This is a genomic window from Candidatus Acidiferrales bacterium, from assembly GCA_035934015.1.
Lineage (GTDB): Bacteria > Acidobacteriota > Terriglobia > Acidiferrales > UBA7541 > DAHUXN01.
In genome coordinates this window covers 87162-113272 of sequence record DASYYH010000027.1, presented here as the reverse complement: position 1 = coordinate 113272, position 26111 = coordinate 87162, and the positions used below count along the sequence as shown (strand labels likewise).

The 26111-nt window shown below is 56.8% G+C and carries 23 protein-coding genes; 10 read left to right on the top strand and 13 right to left on the bottom strand.

Features of this window, described 5'->3' with window-relative positions; genetic code table 11:
• Positions 1-17: 17 nt before the first annotated feature.
• Both VGR81_13555 and VGR81_13550 read right to left on the bottom strand, forming a co-directional pair.
• Entirely contained in the window at positions 18-383 is a 366-nt protein-coding gene (locus VGR81_13555; protein ID HEV2289964.1) for a hypothetical protein, read from the bottom strand.
• Between the two features lie 139 nt (positions 384-522).
• Positions 523-1881, bottom strand: coding sequence for an NADH-ubiquinone oxidoreductase-F iron-sulfur binding region domain-containing protein (locus VGR81_13550; GenBank protein HEV2289963.1), 1359 nt, complete (start codon positions 1879-1881; stop codon positions 523-525).
• Between the two features lie 318 nt (positions 1882-2199).
• Between VGR81_13550 and VGR81_13545 the strand changes: the two genes are divergently transcribed.
• The 4 genes from VGR81_13545 (at position 2200) to VGR81_13530 (ending at position 7586) form a co-directional block, all read left to right on the top strand.
• Positions 2200-3306: an efflux RND transporter periplasmic adaptor subunit gene (locus tag VGR81_13545; GenBank protein HEV2289962.1), complete on the top strand. Its 1107-nt coding sequence runs from the start codon at positions 2200-2202 to the stop codon at positions 3304-3306.
• 17 nt (positions 3307-3323) lie between these two features.
• Entirely contained in the window at positions 3324-6611 is a 3288-nt protein-coding gene (locus VGR81_13540) for an efflux RND transporter permease subunit (GenBank protein ID HEV2289961.1), read from the top strand.
• A gap of 248 nt (positions 6612-6859) precedes the next feature.
• Positions 6860-7138, top strand: a complete 279-nt coding sequence (locus VGR81_13535; protein ID HEV2289960.1) for a hypothetical protein — start codon at positions 6860-6862, stop codon at positions 7136-7138.
• Between the two features lie 70 nt (positions 7139-7208).
• Positions 7209-7586 (top strand): hypothetical protein, encoded by a 378-nt coding sequence (locus VGR81_13530; protein ID HEV2289959.1) that lies wholly within the window; start codon positions 7209-7211, stop codon positions 7584-7586.
• A 6-nt stretch (positions 7587-7592) separates the two neighbouring features.
• Here the strand turns inward: VGR81_13530 and VGR81_13525 are convergent, their stop codons facing one another.
• Together VGR81_13525 and VGR81_13520 are read right to left on the bottom strand one after the other, a co-directional pair.
• Positions 7593-8585 (bottom strand): pyridoxal-phosphate dependent enzyme, encoded by a 993-nt coding sequence (locus VGR81_13525; protein HEV2289958.1) that lies wholly within the window; start codon positions 8583-8585, stop codon positions 7593-7595.
• A 50-nt stretch (positions 8586-8635) separates the two neighbouring features.
• Positions 8636-9031: a DUF302 domain-containing protein gene (locus VGR81_13520; protein HEV2289957.1), complete on the bottom strand. Its 396-nt coding sequence runs from the start codon at positions 9029-9031 to the stop codon at positions 8636-8638.
• Between the two features lie 111 nt (positions 9032-9142).
• Between VGR81_13520 and VGR81_13515 the strand changes: the two genes are divergently transcribed.
• Positions 9143-10276: a VWA domain-containing protein gene (locus tag VGR81_13515; protein ID HEV2289956.1), complete on the top strand. Its 1134-nt coding sequence runs from the start codon at positions 9143-9145 to the stop codon at positions 10274-10276.
• A gap of 34 nt (positions 10277-10310) precedes the next feature.
• Here VGR81_13515 and VGR81_13510 read toward each other — a convergent pair whose 3' ends face one another.
• Both VGR81_13510 and VGR81_13505 read right to left on the bottom strand, forming a co-directional pair.
• A complete protein-coding gene (locus VGR81_13510; GenBank protein ID HEV2289955.1) occupies positions 10311-12626 on the bottom strand; it encodes a hypothetical protein in 2316 nt (771 codons plus the stop codon).
• Between the two features lie 31 nt (positions 12627-12657).
• Complete coding sequence (locus VGR81_13505) at positions 12658-14346, bottom strand: hypothetical protein (GenBank protein ID HEV2289954.1); 1689 nt, start codon at positions 14344-14346, stop codon at positions 12658-12660.
• A gap of 217 nt (positions 14347-14563) precedes the next feature.
• On the opposite strand from VGR81_13505, the gene aroA reads away from it, so the two are divergent.
• On the top strand, positions 14564-15937 hold the full coding sequence (gene aroA / locus VGR81_13500) for a 3-phosphoshikimate 1-carboxyvinyltransferase (GenBank protein HEV2289953.1): 1374 nt from the start codon (positions 14564-14566) through the stop codon (positions 15935-15937).
• A 21-nt stretch (positions 15938-15958) separates the two neighbouring features.
• On the opposite strand, the gene VGR81_13495 is transcribed toward aroA, so the two are convergent.
• Genes VGR81_13495 through VGR81_13475 form a run of 5 tightly spaced genes read right to left on the bottom strand, consistent with a single transcriptional unit; the run spans position 15959 to position 19447 of the window.
• The gene (locus VGR81_13495; GenBank protein HEV2289952.1) at positions 15959-17320 is read right to left on the bottom strand and encodes a DUF4097 family beta strand repeat-containing protein; all 1362 of its coding nucleotides are present in this window, start codon (positions 17318-17320) and stop codon (positions 15959-15961) included.
• Entirely contained in the window at positions 17317-17598 is a 282-nt protein-coding gene (locus tag VGR81_13490; protein HEV2289951.1) for a DUF5668 domain-containing protein, read from the bottom strand. The genes VGR81_13495 and VGR81_13490 overlap by 4 nt, the downstream gene beginning before the upstream one ends.
• Before the next feature lie 13 nt (positions 17599-17611).
• The gene (locus VGR81_13485; GenBank protein ID HEV2289950.1) at positions 17612-18214 is read right to left on the bottom strand and encodes a B-box zinc finger protein; all 603 of its coding nucleotides are present in this window, start codon (positions 18212-18214) and stop codon (positions 17612-17614) included.
• A complete protein-coding gene (locus VGR81_13480) occupies positions 18211-18855 on the bottom strand; it encodes an anti-sigma factor (GenBank protein HEV2289949.1) in 645 nt (214 codons plus the stop codon). The genes VGR81_13485 and VGR81_13480 overlap by 4 nt, the downstream gene beginning before the upstream one ends.
• 22 nt (positions 18856-18877) lie before the next feature.
• Positions 18878-19447, bottom strand: coding sequence for an RNA polymerase sigma factor (locus tag VGR81_13475; GenBank protein ID HEV2289948.1), 570 nt, complete (start codon positions 19445-19447; stop codon positions 18878-18880).
• A gap of 232 nt (positions 19448-19679) precedes the next feature.
• On the opposite strand from VGR81_13475, the gene VGR81_13470 reads away from it, so the two are divergent.
• Together VGR81_13470 and nrdR are read left to right on the top strand one after the other, a co-directional pair.
• Positions 19680-20804 carry a lysylphosphatidylglycerol synthase transmembrane domain-containing protein gene (locus VGR81_13470; GenBank protein ID HEV2289947.1) on the top strand — a complete coding sequence of 375 codons (1125 nt, stop codon included), beginning with the start codon at positions 19680-19682 and terminating at the stop codon, positions 20802-20804.
• Positions 20801-21265 carry a transcriptional regulator NrdR gene (gene nrdR / locus VGR81_13465; GenBank protein HEV2289946.1) on the top strand — a complete coding sequence of 155 codons (465 nt, stop codon included), beginning with the start codon at positions 20801-20803 and terminating at the stop codon, positions 21263-21265. The genes VGR81_13470 and nrdR overlap by 4 nt, the downstream gene beginning before the upstream one ends.
• A 4-nt stretch (positions 21266-21269) precedes the next feature.
• Here the strand turns inward: nrdR and VGR81_13460 are convergent, their stop codons facing one another.
• Positions 21270-22202, bottom strand: coding sequence for a GNAT family N-acetyltransferase (locus tag VGR81_13460; GenBank protein ID HEV2289945.1), 933 nt, complete (start codon positions 22200-22202; stop codon positions 21270-21272).
• Between the two features lie 240 nt (positions 22203-22442).
• Here VGR81_13460 and VGR81_13455 point away from each other — a divergent pair, with 240 nt between their 5' ends.
• Entirely contained in the window at positions 22443-23378 is a 936-nt protein-coding gene (locus VGR81_13455) for an alpha/beta fold hydrolase (protein HEV2289944.1), read from the top strand.
• A 3-nt stretch (positions 23379-23381) separates the two neighbouring features.
• On the opposite strand, the gene VGR81_13450 is transcribed toward VGR81_13455, so the two are convergent.
• Positions 23382-25079, bottom strand: a complete 1698-nt coding sequence (locus VGR81_13450; protein ID HEV2289943.1) for a phospholipid carrier-dependent glycosyltransferase — start codon at positions 25077-25079, stop codon at positions 23382-23384.
• Between the two features lie 73 nt (positions 25080-25152).
• Between VGR81_13450 and VGR81_13445 the strand changes: the two genes are divergently transcribed.
• A complete protein-coding gene (locus tag VGR81_13445; GenBank protein HEV2289942.1) occupies positions 25153-26076 on the top strand; it encodes a lysophospholipid acyltransferase family protein in 924 nt (307 codons plus the stop codon).
• The last annotated feature ends 35 nt before the right edge of the window (positions 26077-26111 follow it).

Here is a 26111-nt window from a genome sequence, read left to right as displayed (position 1 = left end):
ACGATTGTACAGAGTCGTTATTCGAGCGCTTTGATATGCGTTACGTTGATGAAATCTTTTTTCGGACCGACTTCGCCGGCAATTTCGACTTTCTTTCCGGCGTACTGTTTCAAATCGTTCTGGTCCGAAGACAATTTGTACGCGGTCTTGCCATCGCGGTCCAAGAACACGTAGCGGCCATCATTTTTTTCAACGCACATAATCGTGCAGTCCCGCGCGGTCAGTCCGCCGTAGATTCGCGACATCTCTTTGTGCGAAGCGGTCGTTGAGTGAACGTTATATGCGCACTGGCTGTCCATGATTTGTCCCCGGAACGTGCGCGGGTTTGCCGAGGTGGCCAATACGGCCAGAAAAATCGCCGCAAACAAGGCAATGCGTTTCATGTGTCGGATACTCCTCGTTGGAATGGGCCGAAATCGCTGCCAATAGGATGCCTTGCGGTGTGAAACGACGCGATAAAAATATCAGGCGAGTTTACTGGAATGCACCTCGGCGCGGTGAACTCGATGCGCGGGAATTCGATCAGGGAGTCAGACGGCCGTGCGTGTAGTGGAATTCGTGCTTTTGCTCGTCAAAGTCGTGCATCTTCGGCAGCACGGGCACGCGGCAATTCTGGCAGCCGCGATTATAGTGCTCTTCGAATTCGCGCTGGAATGTGTGCACGATGCTGGGAATGATCAGCGAATGTTCCGTGGGCAGAAAGCAGCGATTGCCGCGCGGCGCGTTGGTAGAAGCCTGGAGAATGGCTTCGACATCGATTTCGTTGCCTGTGCCATTGATTAGTTTTTCGAGGCGTTCGGTCGCTTCTTGCGTTCCTTCTTTGCAGGAGCGGCACTGGCCGCAGGATTCGATCCACAGGAATTTTGAAAAGCAATACGCGACTTGCACCATGCAATTCGAATTGTCGTAAACCATGAATCCGGCCGAGCCGAGGCCGGAGCCAGCGCTGCGCATGGAGCCGAAATCGAGCGGCGTATCGACGGCTTCGGGATAAAGTCCCGCGCTGGCGACGCCGGAAAAAATTGCCTTGAGTTTGCGGCCGGGTTTCAATCCGCCGCCGGATTTTTCGATGAGCTCACGCATGGTGGTGCCCATGGGCAATTCGTAGAGGCCTTCGCGCTGCACGTCGCCGGAAAGCGTGAAGATAGTGTGGCCGGGCGTGTCGGCGGTGCCCATGGAGCGGAACCAGTCGGCGCCATTGCGAATGATGTGTGTTACGGATGACATCGACTCGCAATTATTGACGAGTGTTGGATTCGTCTGACCCGGAATGCACGATGGATAGCCCGCGAACAGGCCAAGAATGTACGGAGGGAAATCCATTTCGCGCGGCATTGCTTCGCGGCCTTCGATGACTTCGAGCATGGCTTTTTCTTCGCCGAGCAAATAATCCTCGGGACCGTAAACGAATTCGATGGGAATTTCACCGAGCGCATTCCGCGCGGTCATTTCCTTGTGCGCCTGCGCGGTGCGCTCGATGGCTTCGTCGAAAGTATGCTTCATGGCGATGAAGGCTTTCCTGGCATTCATCGCATAAGCGGCGATGGCGACGCCCTCGAGAACTTGATACGGATTGCGGCGCATCAACATGCGGTCTTTGAATGTGCCGGGTTCGCCTTCGGTGGCGTTGCACGCGACATACTTGGTGGCGCAAGAATCGCCGGCGATGCTGGACCATTTGATGCCAACCGGAAAACCAGCGCCGCCGCGCCCGCGCAAGCCGGATTTTTTTATTTCGGCGATGACGGCTTCCCGCGGCATCGAATAGGCTTTCTTGAGCGCCTGAAGGCCGCCAATAGCGATATACTCGTCGAGATTCTTGAGCGCCTTATCCGGCAGGAGGTAAGGTTTCCCGTTGCGCGAGGCCTGGGTGTTTTCCATCCGTTTTTCTCTTTCCAAGAGGCTTTCGATGATTATGAGTGCCGTCGGCGGCTCGAACCGTGTTTGGAGCGCCGACTCAAACACCAAATCCTAGCACAGACGCAGGCCAGGGGCAGCCCCAAGAAGCAAAAAAAGAAACAAAAAGTCTGGTCCGCCGGCTGCAACGTAAACGCATCAAGGAACGTCAGATATATGGAAGAATGAGAACATTCGACTGGCCGCGCTGGGTCAGCTAGAGTCGAGAGGACACACTGCAAAAGCAGTTGGTGATCCGCGGCAAGTAATCGTGGAGTTGTCTACAAACATTTACGGAGAAAAATGAGAAAATTTTTGAAATCAAATCTTCTCCCCCCGTTTTTTTTGATTCTTGCTGGGATGGCAGGCTGCACCGAGCATGCGGCGCCACCCCCGGATGTTCCGGTCGTCCCTGTGATGGTAGCGCAGAGCATGGAGAAGACGATGCCCGTCGAGCTGCATGCGATTGGCACGGGGCAGGCGTATTCCACGGTTTCGATTGAATCGCAAGTTGCGGGAATCGTCAGCGCGGTGCACTACACGCAAGGGCAATACGTCATGAAAGGCGATTTGCTGGTCAGCCTGGACGACCGTCCGTTTCAGGCGGCGCTGCAACTCGCGCAGGCGAATTTGGCGAAGGACAAGGCGAATGCGGAGCTCGCCAGCGTGGAAGCGGAGCGTTACCAAAAACTTTTCGATTCGGGTGTAGTCCCGAAGGAGCAATTGGACCAACAGCTTGCGACAGAAGCAGCCGACAAAGCGGCGGTGCAAGCGGATGAAGCGGCCGTGCAAGCGGCAAAGTTGAACGTTTCGTATTGCTCAATTTACGCGCCGATCAGCGGACGGACCGGAGCACAGCTGGTATATCCGGGAACCGTGGTGAAGGCCGACGACGTTCCGATTCTTGTCGTGATCAACGAGATTTCTCCGCTGTACATCAACTTCGCAGTGCCGCAGCAGTATCTCGAAGAGATCAAGAATTACATGGCGAAAGGGAAGCTGCCCGTGCAGGCCACGCCGTCCGATAGTTCGGCGCCGGAGGGCGGATACCTGACTTTCGTGAACAACACGGTTGATCCGACAACCGGCACAGTTCAACTCATTGGTACGTTTGCGAACTCTCATTTTCGGCTGTGGCCGGGCGAATTCGTAAACGTTGTGCTGCGACTGTCGGAGCAGGAAAATGCGATTGTAGTCCCGTCGCAGGCGGTGATGACGGGGCAAGATGGCGACTATCTTTTTGTCGTCAAGCCGGATATGACCGTCGATTTGCGAACCGTGAAAGTGACGCGGACGGTGGATGGATTGACGGTGATCGCAGAAGGAATGAAGGCCGGAGAGACAGTTGTGACGGACGGGCAAGTGCGACTGATCCAAGGTTCTAAGGTGAAGATCAGGACGAGCCTGTAGGGGACGACGGCAACAACATGCAGATCGCAGAAAATTTCATCAAACGGCCGGTGATGACGTGCCTGGTGATGGCGGCTGTGCTGATTTTCGGCATGGTGGCCTATCGCGACCTGGCTGTGAGCGATTTGCCGAACGTCGATTTTCCGTCGATCACCGTGTCTGCGAATCTCGCCGGCGCCAGTCCAGAGACCATGGCATCGGCGATTGCGACGCCACTCGAGAAGCAGTTCACAACGATTCCTGGCCTGGATTCAATGAATTCGACGAGCGCGCTGGGATCTACATCAATCACCTTGCAATTCGATCTGAGCCGCAACATTGACGGGGCGGCGCAGGACGTACAAGCGGCTATCACGGCAGCGGCGAATCAATTGCCGCCGAACATGCCGACACCGCCGACGTTCCGCAAAGTGAATCCCGCCGATCAGCCTGTTCTTTTCCTCGGTGCAACGTCTCCAACGCTACCGATCTCGGAAGTCGATGAGTACGCTGAGACGCTGCTAGGAAACCAGATTTCGATGGTCAGCGGCGTGGCGCAAGTGTCGGTTTACGGATCGACGCCCTACGCGGTACGAATCCAGCTGGACCCAATGGAAATGGCGAGCCGGCAGATTGGCATCGATGAAGCGGAGCAAGCGGTTCAAAACGCGAACGTCAACATGCCAACGGGAACGCTTTACGGAGCGCACAAGGCATTCACGGTGCATGCGAACGGACAAATGATGAGTGCGGCGCCGTACCGCCAGCTCATCGTGGCGTATCGAAACGGCGCACCGGTGAGACTGGACGAGATCGGGCACGTGTACGACAGCGTTCGCGATGCGAAACTGGCGAACTGGATTAACGCAGTGCCGGGAGTCATCCTGGCGATTCAGAAGCAACCGGGCACGAATACGATCGAAATCGACAACGCCATCAAGAAGCTGCTGCCCGGCTTTCGCCAAATCATGCCGCCGTCGATGATTTTGACGATTGAGCACGACCGGTCGATTTCCATCAACCAGTCGGTGAACGACGTGAAGTTCACGTTGGTGCTGGCAATTTTCCTGGTCATCCTGGTGATTTTTCTTTTCCTGCGTAATGCCTGGGCGACGATTATCCCCAGCATGGCGCTGCCGATGTCGATCATCGGCACGTTTGCCGTGATGTATCTGCTGGACTACACGGTTGACAACTTATCGCTGCTGGCGCTGACGCTATCGGTGGGCTTCGTTGTGGACGACGCGATCGTGATGCTGGAAAACATCGTCCGGCACATGGAAAACGGCGAGGGAGTGCTTGAAGCGTCAGTGAATGGCTCGCGGGAAATCGGGTTCACGATTGTTTCCATGACGCTATCCCTGGCAGCCGTTTTCCTGCCGGTATTTTTCATGGCGGGAATTCTCGGCCGGTTGCTGCACGAATTCGCCGTGGTGATTATTTCGTCTATTCTGGTCTCGGGCGTCGTGTCGCTGACGCTGACGCCGATGCTGTGCAGCCGGTTCCTGCGACCCCACATAGGCGAGAGCGGCCACGGAAGGTTATACAACGCCCTGGAGCGGATGTTCGACGCGATGCTCCGATGGTACGAGGTCACGCTGCGATGGTCGATGAGACATCGCGTGACCGTGATGGTAATCGGGGTGGGACTGCTTTTTGCGACAGCGTGGCAGTTTTGGGTGATCCCGAAGGGATTTTTGCCGGACGAGGACCAGGACGAGGTGGTTGGTTTTGCCGAGGCGGTGCAGGGCATTTCCTTCGACGCCATGAAGGCGCATCAGAAGAAACTGAACGAGATCGTGAAGGCGGATCCCAACACACGGCAATTTTTCTCGAGCATCCAAGCCTCGGGAACGTCCGGACTGAATATCGGACAATTCTATGACCATTTGTACTCCCGTTCCGAACGGCCCTGGACGGACAGCCCGACCTATGAGCATCTGAATGCGAAGTACGGGCAAGTGGCGATACTTGGCGCCGTGATCCATGAAATTCGGCCCATTTTCGAGCGTCACATGACCATCCCCGACGTCATTCAGGAGATGGAGCCAAAGCTGAACAGCATTCCCGGGCTGCGCGTATATCTTCAGAATCCACCCGCAATTCGCATCGGCGGACAACTGACCAAGAGCCAGTATCAATACTCGCTCGTGAGTCCAGACACGGATCAGCTTTATAAGTATGCGCAGATCATGAGCGACAAGATGAAGGGTCTGCCCGGACTGGCCGATGTGACCACGGATTTGCAAATCAAGAGCCCACAAGTCGATATTCACATCGACCGAGACAAAGCCATGGCGCTCGGCGTAAGTCCGGAGCAAATCGAAGACGCCCTGAATACGGCATACGGCCAAAGATGGATTTCGACGATCTATGCCCCAACCAATGAATACTGGGTCGTCATGGAACTCGAGCCGCAGTATCAAGAAGACCCGCAGATGCTGTCCTATCTTTACATTCACTCGACCGGCGGGCAGCTTGTGCCGCTGAATGCGGTTTCTAGCATAAGCACAAGCCTGGGACCATTGACCGTGAACCATTTGGGGCAAATGCCGTCCGTTACGGTTTCGTTCAATCTGGTGCCGGGCGTTTCGCTGGGGCAGGCAGTAAATGAAATCCAGAAAGTAGCCGCGGATACCTTGCCGCTGACCGTTACCGGAAGTTTCCAAGGAACCGCCCAAGCGTTCCAACAATCTCTGACTGGCTTGGGTCTGTTGCTGGTCATGGCGATTCTCGTCATTTACATCGTGCTCGGCATCTTGTATGAGAGCTTCATTCATCCGATCACGATTCTTTCAGGCTTGCCGGCGGCGGCGTTTGGAGGCTTGGGGGCTTTGATGTTGTTCCACATGCAACTCGATTTGTACGGGTTCGTGGGAATCATCATGCTGATCGGAATCGTGAAGAAAAACGCGATCATGATGGTGGACTTTGCGATTGAGTTGGAAAAGGCAGGGCACACGACACCGGCGGAAGCGGCCGTGGAAGGATGCCTGATCCGGTTCCGGCCAATCATGATGACCACGATGGCGGCGATCATGGGTACGATTCCGATCGCGCTGGGAACGGGCGAGGGCGCGGATTCGCGGCGGCCATTGGGTATGTGCGTCGTCGGCGGATTGGTCTTTGCGCAAATCGTGACGCTGTATCTGACTCCTGTGTTTTACACGTACATGGATACTTTCCAGACGTGGCTTGGCCGCGGAGAGCGTAAGCGCGCTCTAGAGCCGGCTCCCGTGGGGCATCTGGGCGAGGAGCCTTTGCTGGTCCCGGGCGTGAAACGCACTGGAGAGGCCCCGGGAAATCTCAGACCAGAGCAGACCTAAACACGTCCAAATTCCCGAAACAGGCCATTCGAACAGGCTTTTCCTCAGATTGAGTACCATTGACGCAGACGATTGCCGGATATAGCCTCCTTTGAACTAACGTGACCGCCGAAGTGGCTGGTACGTAATCGATTGTAAATAAAAGCATTAGCTTCTATTTAGCGGGTATCACGATGACTACCTCAGGGCAGACACGCCGAGTTGCATCACTGGAAGGGAAAATGCGAGAAAAGCGACGCGGACCGCGGATGAATTCGCAGGTTCCCATCGCACTGGAATGGTCAGAAAATCAGCAGGGGCGCGCGCAACACGAGAACGCACACACGCGAATCGTGAACTTCTATGGCTGCCTGCTGGTGAGCCCGCGGGCCATGCCTCTGGAACGGCACCTGCGGCTTACGAACCTGGCGAATCACCGAACCCTCGGAGCGATTGTCGTGTATCAGGGCAAACAGGGAGTCGATGGATGGGAGCTGGGCGTGGAGCTAATCGAGCCGGAGATGGATTTCTGGGGAATCGATCTCTAGCTTTAGTTTGGTGCAGGCCTGCTGTCCTTAGAACACATCCCCATCTTAATCGAATAGGAAAGCCCGCGGCATGAATACGGAGAATTCTGCCCAAACCGAAAAAGATCAACTGGCGCCGGGAGAAGAGCGACGGCGCAGCCAGCGCGTCACGCTGCGGGTGGGCGTGAAGCTTCACCTGAGCATCGAAGGCAAGCCGCCTGCCGTGACCGCATTCACTTTGAACGTCAATGACCACGGAGCGCTGGTCCACTGTCCGGAGAGGTTTGCGCCGAATGCGAGATTCGTTCTGGAGCATGCGCACACGCACCAGCGAATCGGTTGCCGCGTGACGCGGATGCCGCAAGCGCTTGGAGAAGGGTTTCAAGTCCCGGTGGAGTTCGATCACAGCGTTCCGGGGTTCTGGCAGATATCATTTCCGCCGACCGATTGGAAACCATTCGAGGAATAGAGGCGCTTACGCGGCCGGGTGCGAGAATGGGATTTGATCGAGGTCGAGGTTCCCACCGGAAAGAATGATTCCAATGCGCTTGCCGCGTGCAGCGATCTTGTTGTGGAGTACGATTCCCGCAGAGACAGCGCCGGAAGGTTCGACGATCAGTTTCAAGCGCTCCCAGAGCAGACGCATGGTGGCGATGATTTCCTCTTCGGTGACGAGAGCGATTTCGTCGATGTGCTGGCGAAGAATCGAAAACGTGAGCGGGCAGAGCACGGCTCGCAGACCATCGGCGATAGTTTCCGTTTTTGCAGCAGATTCGATCTTGCCCGCGGCAAGGGAGCGATACGCATCGTCGGCATTTTTCGGTTCTGCACCCACGACACGAATTTGCGGCCGCACAGATTTTGCGGCGATGGCCGTGCCACTCAAGAGTCCTCCGCCGCTGACTGGAGCGATGACAATGTCGAGGTCGAGAACGTCTTCGAGAAGCTCGAGAGCCGCAGTGCCCTGGCCGGCGATGACGCGCGCGTTGTTGTACGGATGAATGAGAATCGCGCCGGTTTTTTCCTGGACTTGCTTGCAAACAGAGTCGCGCGATGCGATGTCGTATTCGCACTCAGTGACCTGGCCGCCGTAGGACTCCACTGCGACGCGCTTTGCGCGCGGGGCGTTGCGCGGCATGACGATCCATGCAGGAATTCTGCGGCGGCGCGCGGCAAGAGAAATCGCACCGGCATGATTGCCGGAGGAAACCGTGACGACGCCGCGCCTGGCTTCTTCCTCGGTGAGCGAAAAAACGGCGTTCGTTGCGCCGCGAAATTTGAAAGAACCGGTTTTTTGCAGATTCTCGCATTTGAAAAAGAGTTGAGCGCCGGTCATGGCGTCGAGCGTCTCCGAAGTGAATACCGGCGTGCGATGAATGTGCGCGCGAATGCGCTCGTGCGCAGCGCGGATCGTTGCGAGATCCGGTGCGGGTGATTCGACGGCTTTTTCAATCTGTGGCGCTGTCATCTTCGACCTCTGCTCTATAGATTATTTTGAAAAATTCTCAACGCTTGGAATTATCCGGCAATTGCCGCCGCTAAAGTTTCGACAACGGATATATTTTGCAGCAGCGCCTTGGGCAAGCTGTGCCGCTGTTGCAAGTAGGCCGAACCGTTATAGGAAACCCAGACTTTGCCCTTGGCGTCCTCCCAAATCAAAATTTTCAAGGGAAGGTCAATGGCGATTGTTGGTGCGGCCAGCATGAGGGGCGTTCCTGCCTTGGGACTACCAAAAATTGCCAGCTTGGTGGGGCGCATTTTCAGCCCGGCCTTTTGTGCTTCACCGGAGTGGTCAATCACGGCGAAGAGCTTGACGGCTTTCGCTTGCAAAATACTCCTGAGTTTTTCGAGCGTTTCATCGACCGAATGACTGCTTTGCTTATGGATGATCCCATTGCTGGCATCCGGCAGCATGAAATCTCCTCGCTTTCAGACAAATTGGCATTATTGCATAACGATCCGTAGCGTGCAGAGCAGGTTTTGGGCGGGCTGGCTCTCGGCCGGGCGGGCGCGTAGAATGCGGAGATGCGTCGAACGACGCAGCTTTCGCTGTTTGGCCTATTGCTTCTGTTGAGCAGCATACCGCCAACAAACGCACGGGAGCGGCAGACTCCCGCGCAAAACGCAATCCCCAAACAGAACCCCTCGCAGCAGAAAGTTAATCCCAGCGCACCCACAATTCGGAGGCAAGTGAATGAGATCACGACGCCGGTGACCGTGGAAGACAAGCAGGGTAATTTTGTCCTGGACCTGCAGCGAAAGGATTTTCAGGTTTTCGACAACGGAGTGGAACAGCATATCGACCGCTGGGGCTTGGACGACCGTCCTCTCGCGCTGGCGTTGGTGATTGAGACAAGCTCGCACATCGGGATGATGGCGCAGGAGATTCGTAGCAACGGCATCGTGGTCACAGAGACGCTGATGGCGGAGGACGGCGTGGCCACGGTGATTGGCGCGGGCGACACGCCGGAGATGGTGCAGCCGTTTACCAGCGACCACGATGCAGTGGAAAAAGCGATTCAGAGACTTCCGTTTGCGGACGACAACATGCATCTGTACGACGCGATGCTGGAGGGGGCGCTGTTGCTCGCGAAGCAGCCGGACACGAGCCATCGCGTGCTGCTGGTGATCGCGGAAGCGCAAGACAGCGGCAGCAAACATAAATTGGGAGCAGTGTTGCAGGTGGCGCAGCACGCGAACATCAGCATTTACACGATTGGACTCAGCAGCACAGCGGCGGATTTGCGCAATGATCCTGTAGAAGGTGCAGAAATCGAGGAGGATAAGGAGAAGCGCATTGCCACGACTACAGAACAGCCGATGGCTGCACCGGGAGCGGCTGGCGGAGTGGGTGGGGGAATGGATTTATTGAGTGTGGCGGTGTTTCTCGTCCAGCGTTTCACGCACATACGAAAAAGTCATGCGATGGCTGCGGCCGTGGCATTCACAGGTGGCGCTTATTACCACCCCTTCAAGGACCGCAACATTCAGGTTGATCTAAGCCAGATTGCTGACGAGCTTCATTCGCAGTACAGGCTGAGCTATCAACTGCAAGGGGCTGTCCAGCCCGGGGTTCATCAGATCGAAGTGAGAGTTGACCGCCCGCAATTGATTGTTCGCGCGAGGCTCGGATATTACCTCGCGCAGGCGAACGACTAGCTTCGCGACCCCCATTCTTGGGATTAATCCGCTTCTAGTGCGCGCCAGGGATGGTGAAAGTGACTTTGCCGGCGGCTGTGTTTTCGAACTGATCGAAGACGCGGACAGCCACAGTGTGCTCGCCGGGCTTCAGGTTTTGCAACGCGATGTCGTAGCTCTCGACGGGCGCGTCGGTGAGCTGGCCGACAGGGAAGATGGTTTGCCACGTGCCGGCGTCGACGCTATAGGAAGCTCGCGAAATGGCACTGCCCGCATCGTGTGCCGTGAAGCGCACGTGCCAATCGCCGCTGGAAGGCTCGGCATGGATGTTTTCGACCGCAGGCGGAGTGTTGTCTATCTGGAAGCGATCGCTGACCATTTCCGCGGTGAGAGCCTGCCCTTGCGGATTCGAAGGCGCGTCGGAAGCGACGAGCTTCAAGTAATAAGCGCCGTCGGGCATGGAATTCGTGTCCCAGGAATAATAATTGCTGTGGATATTTTCTTTTAACAGCTTCCAATCTTTTTCGCCTTCGCCGCGGTAGTAGAGCGAATAAACGATTTCGTCGTCGTTGTCGTCATGGGCAGCCCAGACGACAGTCTGGTATCCCTTGGCACTGAAGCCCTGCGGCAACTGAGAGAATCTCGGCTCGCGCTGCTGAAAACTGCCCGCATCCACGAAATTCACATCGCTCTCACGGCCGGTGCGCGGGGCTCGCAGTTGTACAGGAGTCGGTTGCGACCCTATGGCCGCTTGGCCCGGAAAGCCCTGTGCTCGCAAACCAGGGTCCTGGATAGCGATGCCATCAATCACTGGAGCAACGTTCTTTCGCAAGTAGGCGAGCTTGACCCACGACAAAGTAGGCTGACTCTGGCTTCCGGCGGCCTGAAAAACAGCCTTCCATTGAATGAATCGGGCAGGTGGGCATTGAACGGTTTCGCCGGAGAGATTCGAATAGGGCCCGGCCCAGGGACTCCAGTAATTGTCGGGATCGGAGGTATTGCCTGACCGGGCATAAAACTCGATTTTTCCGGAGCTGTTGTCACCCCACCACGTCAGGCGGCCCCAGTGCGAAAAGATTTTGGCGTCGAATGTGTCCGATGTGAAAGTTCCTTCGGCAGCGTAAGCCGGGCCTAGGGTGAAGATTTTTCCGGGGTTCGCGGTGGCTACGTAAATCGCGTGGCCGGGTCCGGCCACAAGAGAAGTGACCTGCGAAGCGTCGGCGGTGGCGAGCGACGAGAAAAGAAGATTGCCATCAAGTTCGATGACTTCGCCGTGATTGCCTGTGCCGAGAAGAAGATGATTTTCGGGCGAAAAGGCGAGCGAATAGACAATATCCTGGGGTGAAGACCAGAGGGATTCGGGCGAGCCGTCCGTTGCAATGCGATAGACTTCACTCCCGCCAGAGGCATTGGGCAGCGTGGGCAAGATGAGAGGCGGCATTGCGGCCGCCGCAGCAGGATTCGCGGCGTTTTGTGCCGGTTGCTGGGCATTTGAAGCCGAACGAGCCGCCGCGGCGGCAAAGGCGGCTGCGAGTTGTGACGCAGCCGGAGATATTCCTGTGAAAGCGCCCGTCTGGCGAATTGGCTTGTTTCCGACCGCAGAAGCATAAATGTTCCCGTCGGCATCGGTCGTCAGAGCAGTCACTTCTTTCTTGGCCGTTTCGTAAATTACAAAAGCGCTGCCAGCCGTGGGAATGCCATCGGCGCCGCGCGATGCCACGGGGACGCGGATAATCAGGCCGCTTGGATCCGTACCGATGAGCAGATTGCCACCGCGGTCAAACGCGAGAGAGCGCGCGTGCGATTCTTCGCTCTTGTAAAAGAGCTGGCCTTTGCCGTCCGGAGCGACGGCAAAAACATCGCCCTTATCCCCTGTTCCTGCGAAGAGGACGCCATGAGAGTCAAACGCCAGTGCCCAGATGTATTTCGATTTGGGATCGAAGAAGACGGTGTGCTGGCCGTCCGGAGTGATTTTATAGATTTTGCCGTCCGGCGAGGTGCCGACGTAGAGATTGTCGCTCTTATCGACGGCAAGAGCTTGCGCTTCGAGTTCCGTGGATTCAAAAACCGTGACGGGCTTTTCCGTTGCGCTGAGACGAACGACTTTCGCGTCCGAACCTCCTGCAGCGTAGACACGGCCGCGGGAATCTACGACGAGCGCCCAGACGTAGGCGAGATTGGGATCGGCGAAGGATTTGAAGTCCGGAGCGGGCATAAGCATGCCATCGCTGCGAAGCGCGACACCTTTGTGCGTGCCCTTTTCAAATTCGTCGAAGGTGGACTGGCTCCAAAAGCGCGTGTGCTCCGCGTGAGCAGCAACGGCGCAGAGCAGCGCCGCGCACAAAATGGACACGAGTGTGACTCGCCGCATGTTTACCTCGCACTCCTTACGGTAATGGGGTTCACTTTACCGTGATCGAAAGATACTGCTGGCCAGCAATGACTTGATTCATCGGAACAGAATTTTTGCCAATGACGGACTGGTAGAGCAATTGCGCTCCACCGGGTGCGCGGCGCTGATCGAGAACGTTGATTTCCGACGCAGGCACGTCAGGAAGCTCTTTGTCCTCGACAAGCAGCGTGGGCGTGTTCTGGAGCAGCGTAACGTAAAGGGAATCGTTCTGCCTTTCGCGATTGATGATGCGAATCAGCTCGTCCAGATCGCGCAGGCGATTTTGCACCGCGCCACCGAATAGCTCGCGCATGCGATCGAGCGACGAAGCATCGCTCACGAGTATCTGAAGGTTGCCGCGGGATGCTTGCGCCGGGACAGTTATGGGAACTTCGCGCAAATAAGGCGTCCCCCGATAGGGCCGAAGAAGAACCTTAATGTTGAGTTTTTCTCCCGGGGCAACTTCGCTCTTGTCGCTCCAGGCGCCTTCGATTTGAGACCAGCGGCTGTTTGACAGGCTGTCAACATTCACCGTGACCTTGGAGATCTTGGGCTGCTCGTATGGGTTGGCATAGATAATGCCGAAGGCCGCTTCAACGGTCATGGCAATCTGGAATCCGTCGGGCACTCCTGTCTCCGAGGGGGCAAACATACCGCGCAGGTTGACGGAGGGATGCCCAGCCAAATCAATGTTCCCGTTCATTTGCAGGGTCGTGCCCTCGGAATAGGCTGTGTTGGAAACAACTCCATTGTAAGCAGCCATGGCGACCAGCACAGGTGTGAGCTTCGGATTCTGGATGATCCTGAAATGGAAATGGCGCTGCTGGGTCGGCGTTGTGAGATTGACGTCCACGGGGATCGTCGGCGGACCGCCGCCGAGCTGGCCGACCACGCCGGTGGATGTATCCTGCTGAAAAGTCCCGATTACGCCGCCCGTATTCATGATTTTCGTGGATTCCAGAGAGGACGCCAATGTGGTGACCACATAAGCGCGGCTCATGGGTAGAGCTACTGCGCCGAGGTCCTGGAACGGATGGCCGCAGACAAATACGCGACCGTGAATAATCGCCGTGACCGTGCATCCCGCGGCAACGGACATGTCTCCTGAGATCAGATCCAAGCCAACCATGTCGCCCGGGTGAATCTGCGCGTCTTGGGGAGTGGGTGGGATCGTTCCACCTGCCATCGCGCTCATTCCCAGAGCCTGGAAATTGGAGGAAAAACGCGATAGCGCTTCGGGGAGGACACCGGAAAAAATGAGAGGCGTCTCGATCGGAGTAAGAAATTGGCCGCCGCCCAATGGAACTTTCATCGGACCCTGATTGACGGTGGGCGTTGTACCTTGCATTGCGGGACCGTATGGGACTTGCGGCGCGGCGCCTGCAGCGGCCTGAGCATCTGGCTGCGCCATGGCTTTCTGGATATCGAGCATGCTTTGAATGGGAGTGACGCCAGCAATGGGATCTTTGGAGAAGAGGCCGATCTTCAGGGAGATCGCTCCGGCCAGCTTGTCATCGAAATACACCGGGCTGCCGCTCATGCCTGCGACGACGCCGGTCTTTGCAACATCGGCGCCGGCCAGTTCTACAAGGATTATGTCCTGCTGGGGGCCCATGGCGTTCTTGAGGACGCCCAGGACAGTAACATCCAGTTTCTCAATTTGGTCGCCTGAAAATATGGTATAGGCAACGCCCTTCATTCCAGGTTTGACGCCGCTCAGAGGGAAAATTGCTGGATTTTCCTGAGCCACAGCAGGAAGGGCTAGAAAAACAACAAGTGGAGCGGCCAACCAAAAACCAGGTCGCAGGCGCATAAGACTTTTCATGATAACCCGCGCCGTTGTGCGAAGCAATGCGCGTTGCGCGACTGTGATGTCGCGGTAACGGCGGGCTGGGTGCTCCTTTTCGCGCGGCTGCATGCGCACTCTAATTGGACACGGAAGAGCGGCTTGGGGTTGTTTCGAAACGGCGTGCTACTATTTTAACGTGGCGAAGAAACGAATTCGTCCAGCGCAGGCGTTCAGCGGTGTGCTGATGGTGCCTGGCGATAAGTCCATCTCGCACCGGTATGCAATTGTGGCATCTCTCGCCGAAGGGCGAAGCGAAATTGCCAACTTTTCCGCGGCGGCCGACTGCCGGAGTACGTTGAATTGCTTGCGCGGACTGGGCGTGCAGATCGAAGAAAAGGGCAATGGCGTAATCATCGAAGGAAAGGGCTTGGCGGGCTGGAAAGCGCCGCGAAAGGCGCTCGACGCGGGGAACAGCGGGACGACGATGCGATTGCTGGCGGGGGCACTGGCGGGACAGGATTTCGCATCAGAACTGACGGGGGATCGTTCGCTTCGAAGCCGCCCGATGCGGCGCGTCATCGAGCCTTTGCGGGAAATGGGCGCGCAAATCTCTGCGCGGGAGGGGGAGTTTGCGCCGCTGGAGATCCGCGGCGGGAAGCTGCGCGGGATCGAGTTCATGCAGAAAATTGCCAGTGCACAGGTAAAGTCAGCGCTCTTGCTCGCCGGGCTTTTCGCCGATGGGGAAACGATCGTGCACGAGCCGGTGCCCACGCGCGATCACACCGAACTGATTTTGCGCGAGATGGGTGCGAAAATCGGACGCCGCGATGGTGCGATTTCGATTCAAGGCGGGCCGAAGCTCGTTGGACGGCCGCTGACGGTGCCGGGAGATTTGTCAGCCGCAGCTTTTTTCCTCTGCGCTGCGCTTATTGTGCCGGATACGGAGATGACCATTCAGGGCGTCGGATTGAATCCGACGCGAACGGCGATACTGGATTTCCTGGCGTCCATGGGCGCGCCGGTGTCCGTGGTGGCGCTGGGAATACGAGAAGGCGAACTGGTTGGCGATGTCCATGTAAAGCACGGCCCTGTGCGGGGCGGCAAGGTTTGCGGCGCGATGGCCGCGCGGCTGATCGACGAATTGCCCGTGCTTGCGGCGCTCGCCCCCTTCACGGAGGAAGGAATCGAGATTCGCGACGCGCAGGAGTTGCGTGTGAAAGAAAGCGACCGGATTGCGACGGTCGCTGAAAATCTGCGCGGGATGGGCGCACAGGTAGAAGAATTTCCGGATGGCTTGCGCGTGAAGGGACGGTCCGGCGGACGCTTGCGCGGAGCGACGATTGATCCACATGATGATCATCGCATCGCCATGGCGTTCTCCATTGCGGCGCTCGGGGCGGAAGGAGAAACCGTGATCCGCGATGCGGACTGCGTGGAGATATCGTTTCCGGAGTTTTTTGAGCTTCTTGAAGGACTCGTGAAGCTGGGTAAAGGCAATTAGTCTGCAAAAACGAAAGGCGCCTTACTGGGCCTTGTGGATCGAAATTGTTCCGTAGGTTGTGTTGAGTGTGATGTGCGGGCCATGCGTGCCGTAGACTCCTTGCAAAACGGTTGTGTCGCCGTTATTGCCAGACTTCAAGCCGGAACTGCCGAAGTCGTTGTCGATTTCTCCTTTGCGAGATACGGCGGAGATTTCGAAACTGGACTGCGCCGGAAGCGTGAGGTCGATATTGCCGGACTGATCGGCGATTAAAATTTCGTCGCGCGGCGGCTGCTTGAAAGTGACTTCGACATCTCCGCGCTGATCTGTCAGATCGATTCTCCCCGCGACATTTTCCAGCGTGACGTCTTTGTTCGAGGTTCGCAGTTGAACGCCACCGGGCTGATCGGAAATCGTCAAGTCACCTGAATCCATCTCTAATTGGCCAGTCAAGTGGGCCAGCGTGAGGCTGGTGCGGGATGAAGTATAGCGGACCGTTTTGTCGACTTTTTGCGCGCGAATCGGGCCATAGAAATCGCCTTCGATTGTTGCATCGCCTGAAACACCAGAGAGGTCAACTTCTCCTCCGCTGCCCGTGAGACGAACATTGCCCTTGATGTTATTCGCGCGGACGTCGCCGTGAGCCATCTCGGCGTTGACGTCGCCGGCGATGTCGTGGATCTCCAGATCCCCGCTTTGCGAATGGATCGTGAGCGGCCCTCTCATCTGCGCCACAGTGATATCGCCACGAGTCGTATGGGAGGTAATGCTCGACTGAACAGGCAAGCGAATGTCGAGATCTACGCGCACGTCCGAAGTTTCTCCGCCAGTCACCTGAGGCTGAATCTGAAAGCCGTCGCCAGTGGGATTCACAGCGACGGTGATCTTGTCCGCGAGGCGCCTGGCGTCATTTTCATTCGAAGCTCGCGCGCTCTTGTGCACGGAAACATGGATTTCAGAATCCGAGCTCGGACTTATAGCGATGTTGCCGCGCTGAGTAAGGATCGAGATGACTTCATTCGGCTTCGCGGAGACGGCGGGCAAATCGTTGCTCCAGTCGTAGGAATGGTCAAAGACGTCCCCCATATCAAAATTAATATCGGGATTCTGTTTGCGCACCCAGTCAAATCCAGCAATGCTTGCGACGACCATGAACAGCACGATCATGAGCGCGATCTCTCCGCCGGAAATTCCGGCGGGCCTGGGGCCGCCCGTGCGGGTGGCCAGGAGATGTTCGATGAGGTGGGCGATGCCCCAGACGATCAGAATCAATGGCCAGTAGCGGCGGAACAAATGGCCGATGGGGAATTCGGGGTGAAATTCGTAAAGCAGGAAAATCACACCGAAAAGAATCAAAATCAATCCGCTGAAAATCGAACGCCGCCGATGGTAGTAATAGCTCATCGAGGCGGTTGCGGCGGCTGCGGGGGATTTTGAGGAGGAGCGCCGGGCGGCGGAACTTGCCAGCCCATGCGATCGACATGGCCTTCCATTGACGCGGTGTCGGACAAGAGTCTCACAACGCCGATGACAATCAAGATCACCGGCCACAGCCTTTCAAAAGAATAATCCCAGTTATATTGGCCGATGAAAAAAATCACGCCGATGGTGATCAGAATGGCCGGGCCCATCAAGCCGCGAATGCGGCAACGAGCGCAATTGCATGTTCTCCAGTACGCCATAATGCGTGTCTCCCTATGGATGAGGCTGTGCCCGCTTCCAAATCAGAAATGCGCCTAGAGCAATCAGCGCAAGCGGCCAAAATCTCCAAACATATATGGAACTGAGCAAGCCGAACGAACCAAGCAGGAACAAAGTACCAAGAATGATCAACACATACGCGCCGATAGGCCTGGAGCCCTCTCCTTCGGCAAAAAGGCTGGGGGATTTCTCTCCCATTTGTTTTGCGCGGGCCGTGCGGTAAGCCTCGATCGGCATGTAGCAGCAGAACGCGACGAAAAGCACAATCACGATGGCGAGCGTGCTGTCGGGTATCGAGCTGCTGTTCATCATGGCGATCAGGCCGCCAAAAATGACGACGTGAATAAGTCCCTTCACGTACTCGCCGTTATAAACAGCGCCGAGTCCGGGAACAAAACCCAAGGCACAGGCCACTCCTGGATTGGGACCGGGTTGAACCACGGGCAGCGCCGGAGGCGGACCGACGACCAGGCGCGAGAGGCACTCCTCACAGTAAAGAGCCCCGCGCACTTCGCGCGCGCACTGCCCGCAAAGCGCTTTGCCACAATTGCGGCAGTATCCAGTGGCTTGAACGTCGGTGTGGACGGCACAATTCATCGAGAGCTCCCTCCCGGCATATCCGCCAGGACCGCGGCGACGAGTGCGAATCTGCCGTTGGCTCTGGAGTCTTGGGATTGGCGCGGGGATTTGGGTTCAGGTTGTACCGGAGTCGCGGAAGGCGCCTGTTGATTTGGCGCCGGGCCGCTGGCCGGCTGCAGCCGCGACTGAATTTCGTACACGATGCGAAGATCATTCACGAATTTTACGCTGCGCGCGAACACGAGGTGCGCACGGCGGTCCGCAGAATGATACAAGTTGACGGGATTCAAGCTCGCGGCCGTGACGTTCGATGGGTTTACGCCCATGGCGTGAAACACGATGATGAGAGTGGCCAGCACAGTAACGAGGCCGGTGGCAAAGCGCGGCTGCCACAAGAGCGGAATCCAGCCCAGCCAATTGCGCGCAGCCTTGCGCGGGCCGAGCGTCTGGTCGAGAATCTTGGAGATGAGCGCAGCAGGCGGCTGCTCTTCCTCGATGGCGCGAAGACGGTTGACGACGTGCGTGACTTGCGCCAGCAATGGCGCGCAGTTCGAGCAGGAATCGACGTGCGCCCGGAACTCCCGCCGCTCAGATTCCGGCAGCAGGCCGTCCAGATAATCGCTGAGCCGCTCCTCGATTTGTACGCAAGTCCAATTCATTTGCTTCACTCGCCTTGAAACATTACTCCGGCCGAATCCCCATTTCTTGGAGTATACGCGCCAGCTCGATTCTTCCCCGATTGATCCTCGACTTCACGGTTCCTTCGGGCACTGAAAGGACTTCTTGAATCTCGTTGTATTCCAAACCCTGCAGGTCGCGCAAGATAATTGCTTCGCGAAGTTCCGGAGAAAGGCGCGAAAGGCCGTGCTGAACCTGCTCGCTCAATTCGCGCGCCATAGCGGCTTTGTCGGGAGTGCGGACCGGCGAATGTTTCTCCTCGACTTTGGGCATCACGTCTTCGAGCGCGTCGGTCGCGCGGTCGCGGCGAGTCCGGCGATAGTGGTCCACGAGCAAATTGCGCGTCACGCTGGTAAGCCATGTTGGGAACCCGCCATAGGCGGTCCGATAACTGGCCAAAGTCCGGTAAATGCGAAGAAATACTTCCTGGCTCAAATCCTCGGCTTCGGTTGGATTGCCGGTGAAGCGGTAGCACAGATTGTAAACGCGGCGCGTATGGCGGCGGACAAGCTCTTCCCACGCTGGACCCTCGCCCCGCAGGCAGCGCTGCACCAGTTGAGCATCCGGCTCCAATCGTCATTGTCCTCGCAAGTGGCATCACCTTCAGCCTCACAATCTATGAAACGCAATTGGAGGCCGAAAAGTTCCGCATGGTGACGGCATCTTAGCTGGGGCGTGACTGCAAGACAAGCAGATTGAATGTTTGTGCTCCGCAATCAATGTCATTTGCGTGCGCATTCTTATTTCGCCGATTGTGGCTTCGCTTGACCTTGTGTAAACCTTGCTGATACGTTGACGCGCCACCATGCGGAGACATTGGCAGAGAGCGATTTGGGTTGTCATCGGACTTCTGATATTTGTCGCGCTATTTTACCGATTTCGCGGCGCGACAATGCTCGGCGGCTTCGACTGGCAGAAGCTCGGCGCGTCATTGAGCAGCGCGAATGTCGCTCTTCTGGTTCTGTCGCTGGCGACAATCTTTGTCTCCTATGCCGTCCGTGCGTTGCGATGGGTCCATTTTTCGCGTTACATGGGTCGGCCCACTTTCCCTCATGTTTATAGTGCGACGCTGATGGGCTTTGCGGCGATATTCCTTCTGGGTCGCGCAGGAGAACCAATCCGGCCGCTCTTGATTGCGCGCAAAGATCGTCTGCCCGTGACGAGCAGCTTCGGCGTCTACGTTTTGGAGCGAATCTTCGACGCGGGCGCGACGGCCGTGATGGCAATTCTTGTTCTTCTCGCGTTGCCGCCCCGCGCGGTTACGTCGCCGGAAGCAGATGGAGGGGCTCTTCTTCACGATGCGCGGCTGGCCGGATGGGTGCTATTCGCGGGGTTTCTCGTAATGATTGGCGCGCTGACATATTTTCGCCTGCATGGAGCGCGAGGTTTGCAGTCGCGCCTTGAACCTCTGCGGAGCCATCCGGGATGGCGCGGAAAAATTGCGACGATGGTGGACGGATTCAGCGAAGGGCTGCAGGCCATTCGTTCGCCCGCGGACGTTTTGGCCGCTGTGGGATATACGACAATTCATTGGCTGGTTGTGGCGCTGGTCTACTGGTGGATCATTCTCAGTTTCCGTGCGCAACTTGGATATTTCGAATTTCGCGCTGCGCTGCTGGTGCTGGCATTCACGATGGTCGGATCCGTGTTGCAGCTGCCTGCTGTCGGCGGAGGAATGCAACTGGCGACGTTTCTTGCGCTGACAATCATTCTTGGGGTAGAAAAGGAGCCGGCTGCGGCAATCGCGATTCTTGCATGGCTGCTGACGTTTGCTGCAGTGAGCCTAATCGGCGTGCCGTTGCTGATCCATGAGGGGTGGTCGATGGGAAGTCTGCGACAACTGGCGCGGGAAGAATCGGAAGACGAAGCGCGCGGCAAGCACGCCACGCTGGCGGATATCGCCAAAGACCTCAGGGAGACGCGCCGGTGAAGTGCCCTTTCTGCTCGCATCTGGACGACAAAGTGGTGGACTCGCGCGAAGGCCGCGCCGGAGATCTAATCCGGCGGCGGCGCGAATGCTTGAAATGCGGAAAGCGTTTTACGACGTACGAACGCATCGACGAGATTCCCTACATGGTCATCAAGAAAGATGGCCGCCGCGAAAAATTCGACCGGCACAAAATCCTTCAAGGATTGCTGCGCGCCTGCGAAAAGCGGCCTGTACCGACAGCAAAGCTCGAAGGACTGGTGGACGAGGCGGAACGATACGTCAATGAGGCAAAAGATCGCGAGCGGACGACTTCTGAGATTGGCGAGCTTCTGATGAATCGCCTGAAGAAGCTCGACAAAGTTGCTTACGTGCGATTCGCGTCGGTTTACTTGGATTTCAAGGATGTGAAGGAATTTATGTCGGAATTGAAGAATCTGCTCAAAGATCGCGCGAGAAAATGAATCGTCAGGGTTCCCAGACGCCCGCGGCGAATGTCTGCACAGTGCGAAAACCCAGATTCTCATAGAGGCGAACAGCATTCACGTTTGCCGACGTCACCGTCAGAGAAAGCGCGCGATACCCTTGCAGGCGTAACGCGGCAAGCGAAGCCTCCATCAAACGGCGCCCCAGTCCATTTTTCTGATAGCCCGGCAAGACGCAAATCTGCGTCGTATGGCCAACGCCGGGGGCGACGGTGGAAGTCAGTATCATCCCAATGGGCTTCTCCGTAGGGCCGGGGCGAAGGATAAACGAAGCTTCGGGGAAAAATTGGCCGCAGCCGGGCAGTAATACTATATTGCGAAGAAATTTCATCGCGCCGGCTTCTGTCCGATACTGATCGTTGATCTCGCTATCGATGTGATCTGCGTATGCGCGCTGAATCAGATGAGCGCAGGGCTCGAGGAAGCGATCGGTCCAATGCTCCAGCCGCAATCCATTCTGCGGGACGGCCTCAGCAGCGGCGCTCTTCGCCATCTCGAGAAGCATGAACTGACGGCGATGCAGGCGGAAACGATGCTCGGTCAGGAAACCATCGAGAGCGACGCCAAAGGGCATCAGCTGCGCCTCGATGCGTTCGATGAACGGAGTCGCGCGCAAGGAATCGAACATTTCCAAGAGCAATTTCTTGCTGATGGCGAGCTGGTCGAAGCGCGGAGACGCAAACAATCCTCCGATTAGACCCTTCTGCTCTTCGAAGACATAGAAACCGTAACCGACAGGCTGCTTTCCTTCAAACGCCGCATAGCCAGCCAGAGAACGGGAATCGATGAATTTTCGAATGAGTTGTTGTGAGGGCCGGTAATCCCAGTAGAGGTCCTTGCGCCACTGTTCGCTTTCTTCCAGCAAGAGCGGTTCGAGCGTTCGAGAATAAACTTGCCGGAGGTCGACGACCTGCATAGACGTTCCGTTTTGCTCCTAAACTGCAATTATAGCCGCGCTTCGTCTGCGATGTCAGTGAAACCTGACCAGGGTTCGCAGAAGATTAAGTGCGCCCCCACCGGATTCTTGCGTTGGCGCAAAAAAAAGCTCATTCCAGCTCGTTAATCAATTGCCCGCGCACTTCTTGCGCCGATCTGGCGACAGCGGCCAAATATGCTACACTCCGCGCGTTCACGTGGGGGACGTCATCAATTTAGAATGAGCCGTTTGCCCAATCTGCGTGGAGTGATTGCGCGTATCATACGCGTTCTGGGATCGCTCCTAGCCCTGGCGCTGTTCGTTTTCCTCGCTGCCACGACGATCTCCGGCTACTTGCTCTATCAAGTTTTGACCCCGCCACGGAACCCGGCGAACGTAGACGTCACTCTGCTGATGGGTCACCCGACGACATACAACTTCACGATCCCCGGTGCGGGCTCGCGCGAAGGATGGTTTTTCCCCGGCTTGATGCGCGCGCCAACGATTGTTTTGTGTCACGGATATGGATCGCAGAGGGCGGATATTCTGACGCTCGTGACGGCTCTTCAGGAGCACCAGTTCAACGTGTTTCTTTTCGATTTCATTGGCCATGGCGCTGTTCCCGGCCGGACGACGCTGGGCTATCAGGAAACTCAGGAATTGCTCGCGGCGATTCACGGCCTCGAGCAGCGCGATGATATCGACAGGGCACGCTTCGGTGTCTGGGGCACGGATCTCGGCGCCTATGCGGCGCTTTCGGCTGCGATCCGAGAGTCGAAGATCGAAGCCGTCGCCGTGGATTCGGTGTACAACCAGCCATCCGATTTCCTTCTTATTCAAGTGGGACACGCGGGGCTTGGTTCGCTTCCTCTTGCAAGGACATTTTGTTTGATTGGCTTTCGACTCCTGAATCGCCAGTACAGTTCTGTTCGCCCATTGACGGATCAGCTCGGAAGGCTGCAGGGAATTCCTAAGCTGTTCATCGAATCGACGGATAAGGCGGAGCTGGATAAAGAAACTCTGCACATGTTTGAGGCCGCTCCCGGGCCCAAAGATCATCTGGTAGATTCGCTGACGTACGCGGAGATGAGCGACGAAGGGCGGCGGGATTACGAAAACAAGGTTGTGAGTTTTTTCCTGCAGAACCTGCCGCCCGGCGGACAACCAGCGCAATAACTGCTACTTTGCCCCCGAAGTCTGTTGTGAGGGCAACGACTCGACCCAACAATAGGGAAGGAACTTCGCAATGATTTTGCGGTGAATGATTCCCAGGTAGTTCAATGTCATGTCACCGTCTCCACTCAAGAGCACAAAATCCTCGTGCGCTCCCCCTGGCGTGAACTGCGCAATTTTATCGAGGCCTAAATAGAAGCGAAGGCCATAGCCGCAGTTGCGGTTGACATTGCCAACAGAATAAAGTTGCGAATCGGGAGAGGCCGAACGCGACGGAAGCAAATGCTGAATTTCATGCGCGAGCGGGCGCGTGGAAAGCAAAGGGTCGAGCTCCGGCAAAATGCGCACGCCGGCGACCAAAACCGAGGCCGCGCATACAAGCGACGTGAACACCAGCGCGTACCACGCGCGGCGAGCCAGGCTGAGGCATTCGACGGCCACGCCGGTGAACACACCGATCAAGATTGCAACCACAGCCAGCTTGTGCGTGCCGCTCGCGTACGGCGGCTCATAGGGCGGCAGCTTCTGAAAGCCAACCGCGCCTGCAATTCCGAGAATCGCCCACATTGTGCCCGTAGCCACGCCGAGCCATTGGGCGGTTCGCGGAGCCTTGTCGATGGCGCGAATAAAGGAATGCCCAAGCAGAAGGACCAGCGGCGGAAATATAGGCAAGATGTATTCGGGTAGTTTCGATCGCGAAAAGCTGAAAAATACGAATGGGAGGATCGCCCAGCAGGCGACGAAAAATCCAAAAGAATTTCGCCATGAGCCCTCACGAAAGATGCGGCGGCCGTCGATTGCCGCGCCAATCAGCAGCGCTGTCCACGGTAACAGGCCGATGAGGACAATTGGACCGAAGAACCAGAATGGCTGGCGATGCTGGAAGACGGGTGTGAGGTAGCGTTGAAAATTATGCAAGAGGATGAACGTGTGAAAAAAACTGGGATTGTAATACGCGCACAAGGCATACCAGGGCAATGCAACAACACAGAAAGATAGAATCGCGAGAGGATGAAGCAGCCGGATCGCTTTTTTCAGGTGCCGCGTTACGATGGCCCATAGGAGGACGCTTCCGCCGGACAAAATTAGCGCGGCTGGTCCTTTCGCGAGTGTCGCGAAGCCGAGCCAGACTCCTAGAAAAATCAAGGGCAACTTATCGCGGAGGGATCCCGAACTCAGCGAATTTTTTTGAGCGTTTCCGTCAAATGCACAAAATAATCCCTGCTTTTCCAAAACACTCGTGGCGCAGACGAGTGCGACCGCCAGGCTTGCTGTGAACAGCATGTCAGGAGCAGCCGCGCGCGAGAAGGCAATGATGCCGGCGCACGTTGGGAAGATCAGCAGAATTGCCCAGGCCGTTCGCTCGCCATACCGCTTCCACCCCAGCCAAGCCGTAGCGAGAGCTGCGACGAGCGCAGCGAACGCCGAGGGCAAACGCGCGGCCCACTCCAGCGAAGGCACGAGTTTGAATCCAATGGCCGCGGCCCAATAATAGAAAATCGGCTTTTCAAACCAGGGCGCTCCGTAGAGATACGGCGTGATCCAATTGCCGTTGTGCGCCATGGTTCGCGCGATCCAGGCGTAGCGCGGTTCATCGGGACCAACGAGGCCGATGGCGGAGAGTCCCGTGAAAAGGCAAACGAGCAAAACGGCCAGCGCGGCCACTGCCGCGGCGATTTTTCGGTGGGGCCATGCGCGTCTCATTTCCATCGCGGCTGAGTGTATCAGACGAGTCGGTCAACTCTGAAGAAGCAGCGCTGGTTCGCGGAAAACGTCTGTGACAGAATGGCGCGCGATGCGTGAATGGTGCGAATATGCCGCAGCCTGGACGATTCTAAAATTTTTGGGGCTCCTTCCGCGGCCGTTGGCACGCGCTGTTGCTGCGCAGATCGCCCGGTTTCTTTTGCTGTGCCGGCCGCCGCTGCGGCACGCTGCGCTTGTAAATCTTCGTCTCGCATTTCCAGACTGGTCCGACGCGCAACGCCGGCAAACGATTCGAAGCATGGCGCGTCATCTCGGCTGGATGGCGGCGGAGTTCGCGCATTTTCCGGATTGGTCGCGCGAGAATATCGAGAGGCTCGTCGTGATCGATGGCTTCGAGAATTTTGAAGCCGCGCGGCGGCTGGGCAAGGGAGTGATTTTTCTCACCGGCCATATGAGCGCGTGGGAAATCGCGCCCTTCGCGCAGGCAGTTTATGGGAATCCTCTATCGTTCCTTGCGCGTGCGATCGATAATTCGCGCGTCAACGCACTCATCAATCGCTATCGGTGCCTTTCCGGCAATCAGCCGATCGAGAAAAATAATTCCGCACGCGTCATCCTGCGGGTTCTCCACAGCGGCGGCACGATCGGAATCCTCGCGGATCAAAACACCTCCCTCGATGAAGGGATTTTCGTCGACTTTTTTGGCGTTCCCGCTGCAACTACAACGGGACTTGCGCGCGTCGCGTCGCGGACAGGCGCCGCTGTCGTTCCCGGGTTTATCTCCTGGGACGATTCTGAACGGAAATATTCTCTGCGCTTTGAACCGGCCGTGAAGCTCGTGCAATCGAACGATGAAGATGCGGATATTCGCGAGAACACGCTTCGGTTCAATCAGGCCATCGAGAACTACATTCGCGCCCATCCCGATCAATGGCTCTGGGTGCACAAGAGATGGAAAAATCGTCCGCCGGGAGAGCCGCCGCTGTATGCCCGCTAGAGTTTTGCGAAAGACCGAGCAATAAAGCATGATTT

Coding starts and splice junctions, on each gene's coding strand:
- VGR81_13555 (HEV2289964.1), bottom strand. CDS start 383: ATGAAACGCATTGCCTTGTTTGCGGCGATTTTTCTGGCCGTATTGGCC.
- VGR81_13550 (HEV2289963.1), bottom strand. CDS start 1,881: ATGGAAAACACCCAGGCCTCGCGCAACGGGAAACCTTACCTCCTGCCG.
- VGR81_13545 (HEV2289962.1), top strand. CDS start 2,200: ATGAGAAAATTTTTGAAATCAAATCTTCTCCCCCCGTTTTTTTTGATT.
- VGR81_13540 (HEV2289961.1), top strand. CDS start 3,324: ATGCAGATCGCAGAAAATTTCATCAAACGGCCGGTGATGACGTGCCTG.
- VGR81_13535 (HEV2289960.1), top strand. CDS start 6,860: ATGAATTCGCAGGTTCCCATCGCACTGGAATGGTCAGAAAATCAGCAG.
- VGR81_13530 (HEV2289959.1), top strand. CDS start 7,209: ATGAATACGGAGAATTCTGCCCAAACCGAAAAAGATCAACTGGCGCCG.
- VGR81_13525 (HEV2289958.1), bottom strand. CDS start 8,585: ATGACAGCGCCACAGATTGAAAAAGCCGTCGAATCACCCGCACCGGAT.
- VGR81_13520 (HEV2289957.1), bottom strand. CDS start 9,031: ATGCTGCCGGATGCCAGCAATGGGATCATCCATAAGCAAAGCAGTCAT.
- VGR81_13515 (HEV2289956.1), top strand. CDS start 9,143: ATGCGTCGAACGACGCAGCTTTCGCTGTTTGGCCTATTGCTTCTGTTG.
- VGR81_13510 (HEV2289955.1), bottom strand. CDS start 12,626: ATGCGGCGAGTCACACTCGTGTCCATTTTGTGCGCGGCGCTGCTCTGC.
- VGR81_13505 (HEV2289954.1), bottom strand. CDS start 14,346: ATGAAGGGCGTTGCCTATACCATATTTTCAGGCGACCAAATTGAGAAA.
- aroA (HEV2289953.1), top strand. CDS start 14,564: ATGCGCACTCTAATTGGACACGGAAGAGCGGCTTGGGGTTGTTTCGAA.
- VGR81_13495 (HEV2289952.1), bottom strand. CDS start 17,320: ATGAGCTATTACTACCATCGGCGGCGTTCGATTTTCAGCGGATTGATT.
- VGR81_13490 (HEV2289951.1), bottom strand. CDS start 17,598: ATGGCGTACTGGAGAACATGCAATTGCGCTCGTTGCCGCATTCGCGGC.
- VGR81_13485 (HEV2289950.1), bottom strand. CDS start 18,214: ATGAATTGTGCCGTCCACACCGACGTTCAAGCCACTGGATACTGCCGC.
- VGR81_13480 (HEV2289949.1), bottom strand. CDS start 18,855: ATGAATTGGACTTGCGTACAAATCGAGGAGCGGCTCAGCGATTATCTG.
- VGR81_13470 (HEV2289947.1), top strand. CDS start 19,680: ATGCGGAGACATTGGCAGAGAGCGATTTGGGTTGTCATCGGACTTCTG.
- VGR81_13460 (HEV2289945.1), bottom strand. CDS start 22,202: ATGCAGGTCGTCGACCTCCGGCAAGTTTATTCTCGAACGCTCGAACCG.
- VGR81_13455 (HEV2289944.1), top strand. CDS start 22,443: ATGAGCCGTTTGCCCAATCTGCGTGGAGTGATTGCGCGTATCATACGC.
- VGR81_13450 (HEV2289943.1), bottom strand. CDS start 25,079: ATGAGACGCGCATGGCCCCACCGAAAAATCGCCGCGGCAGTGGCCGCG.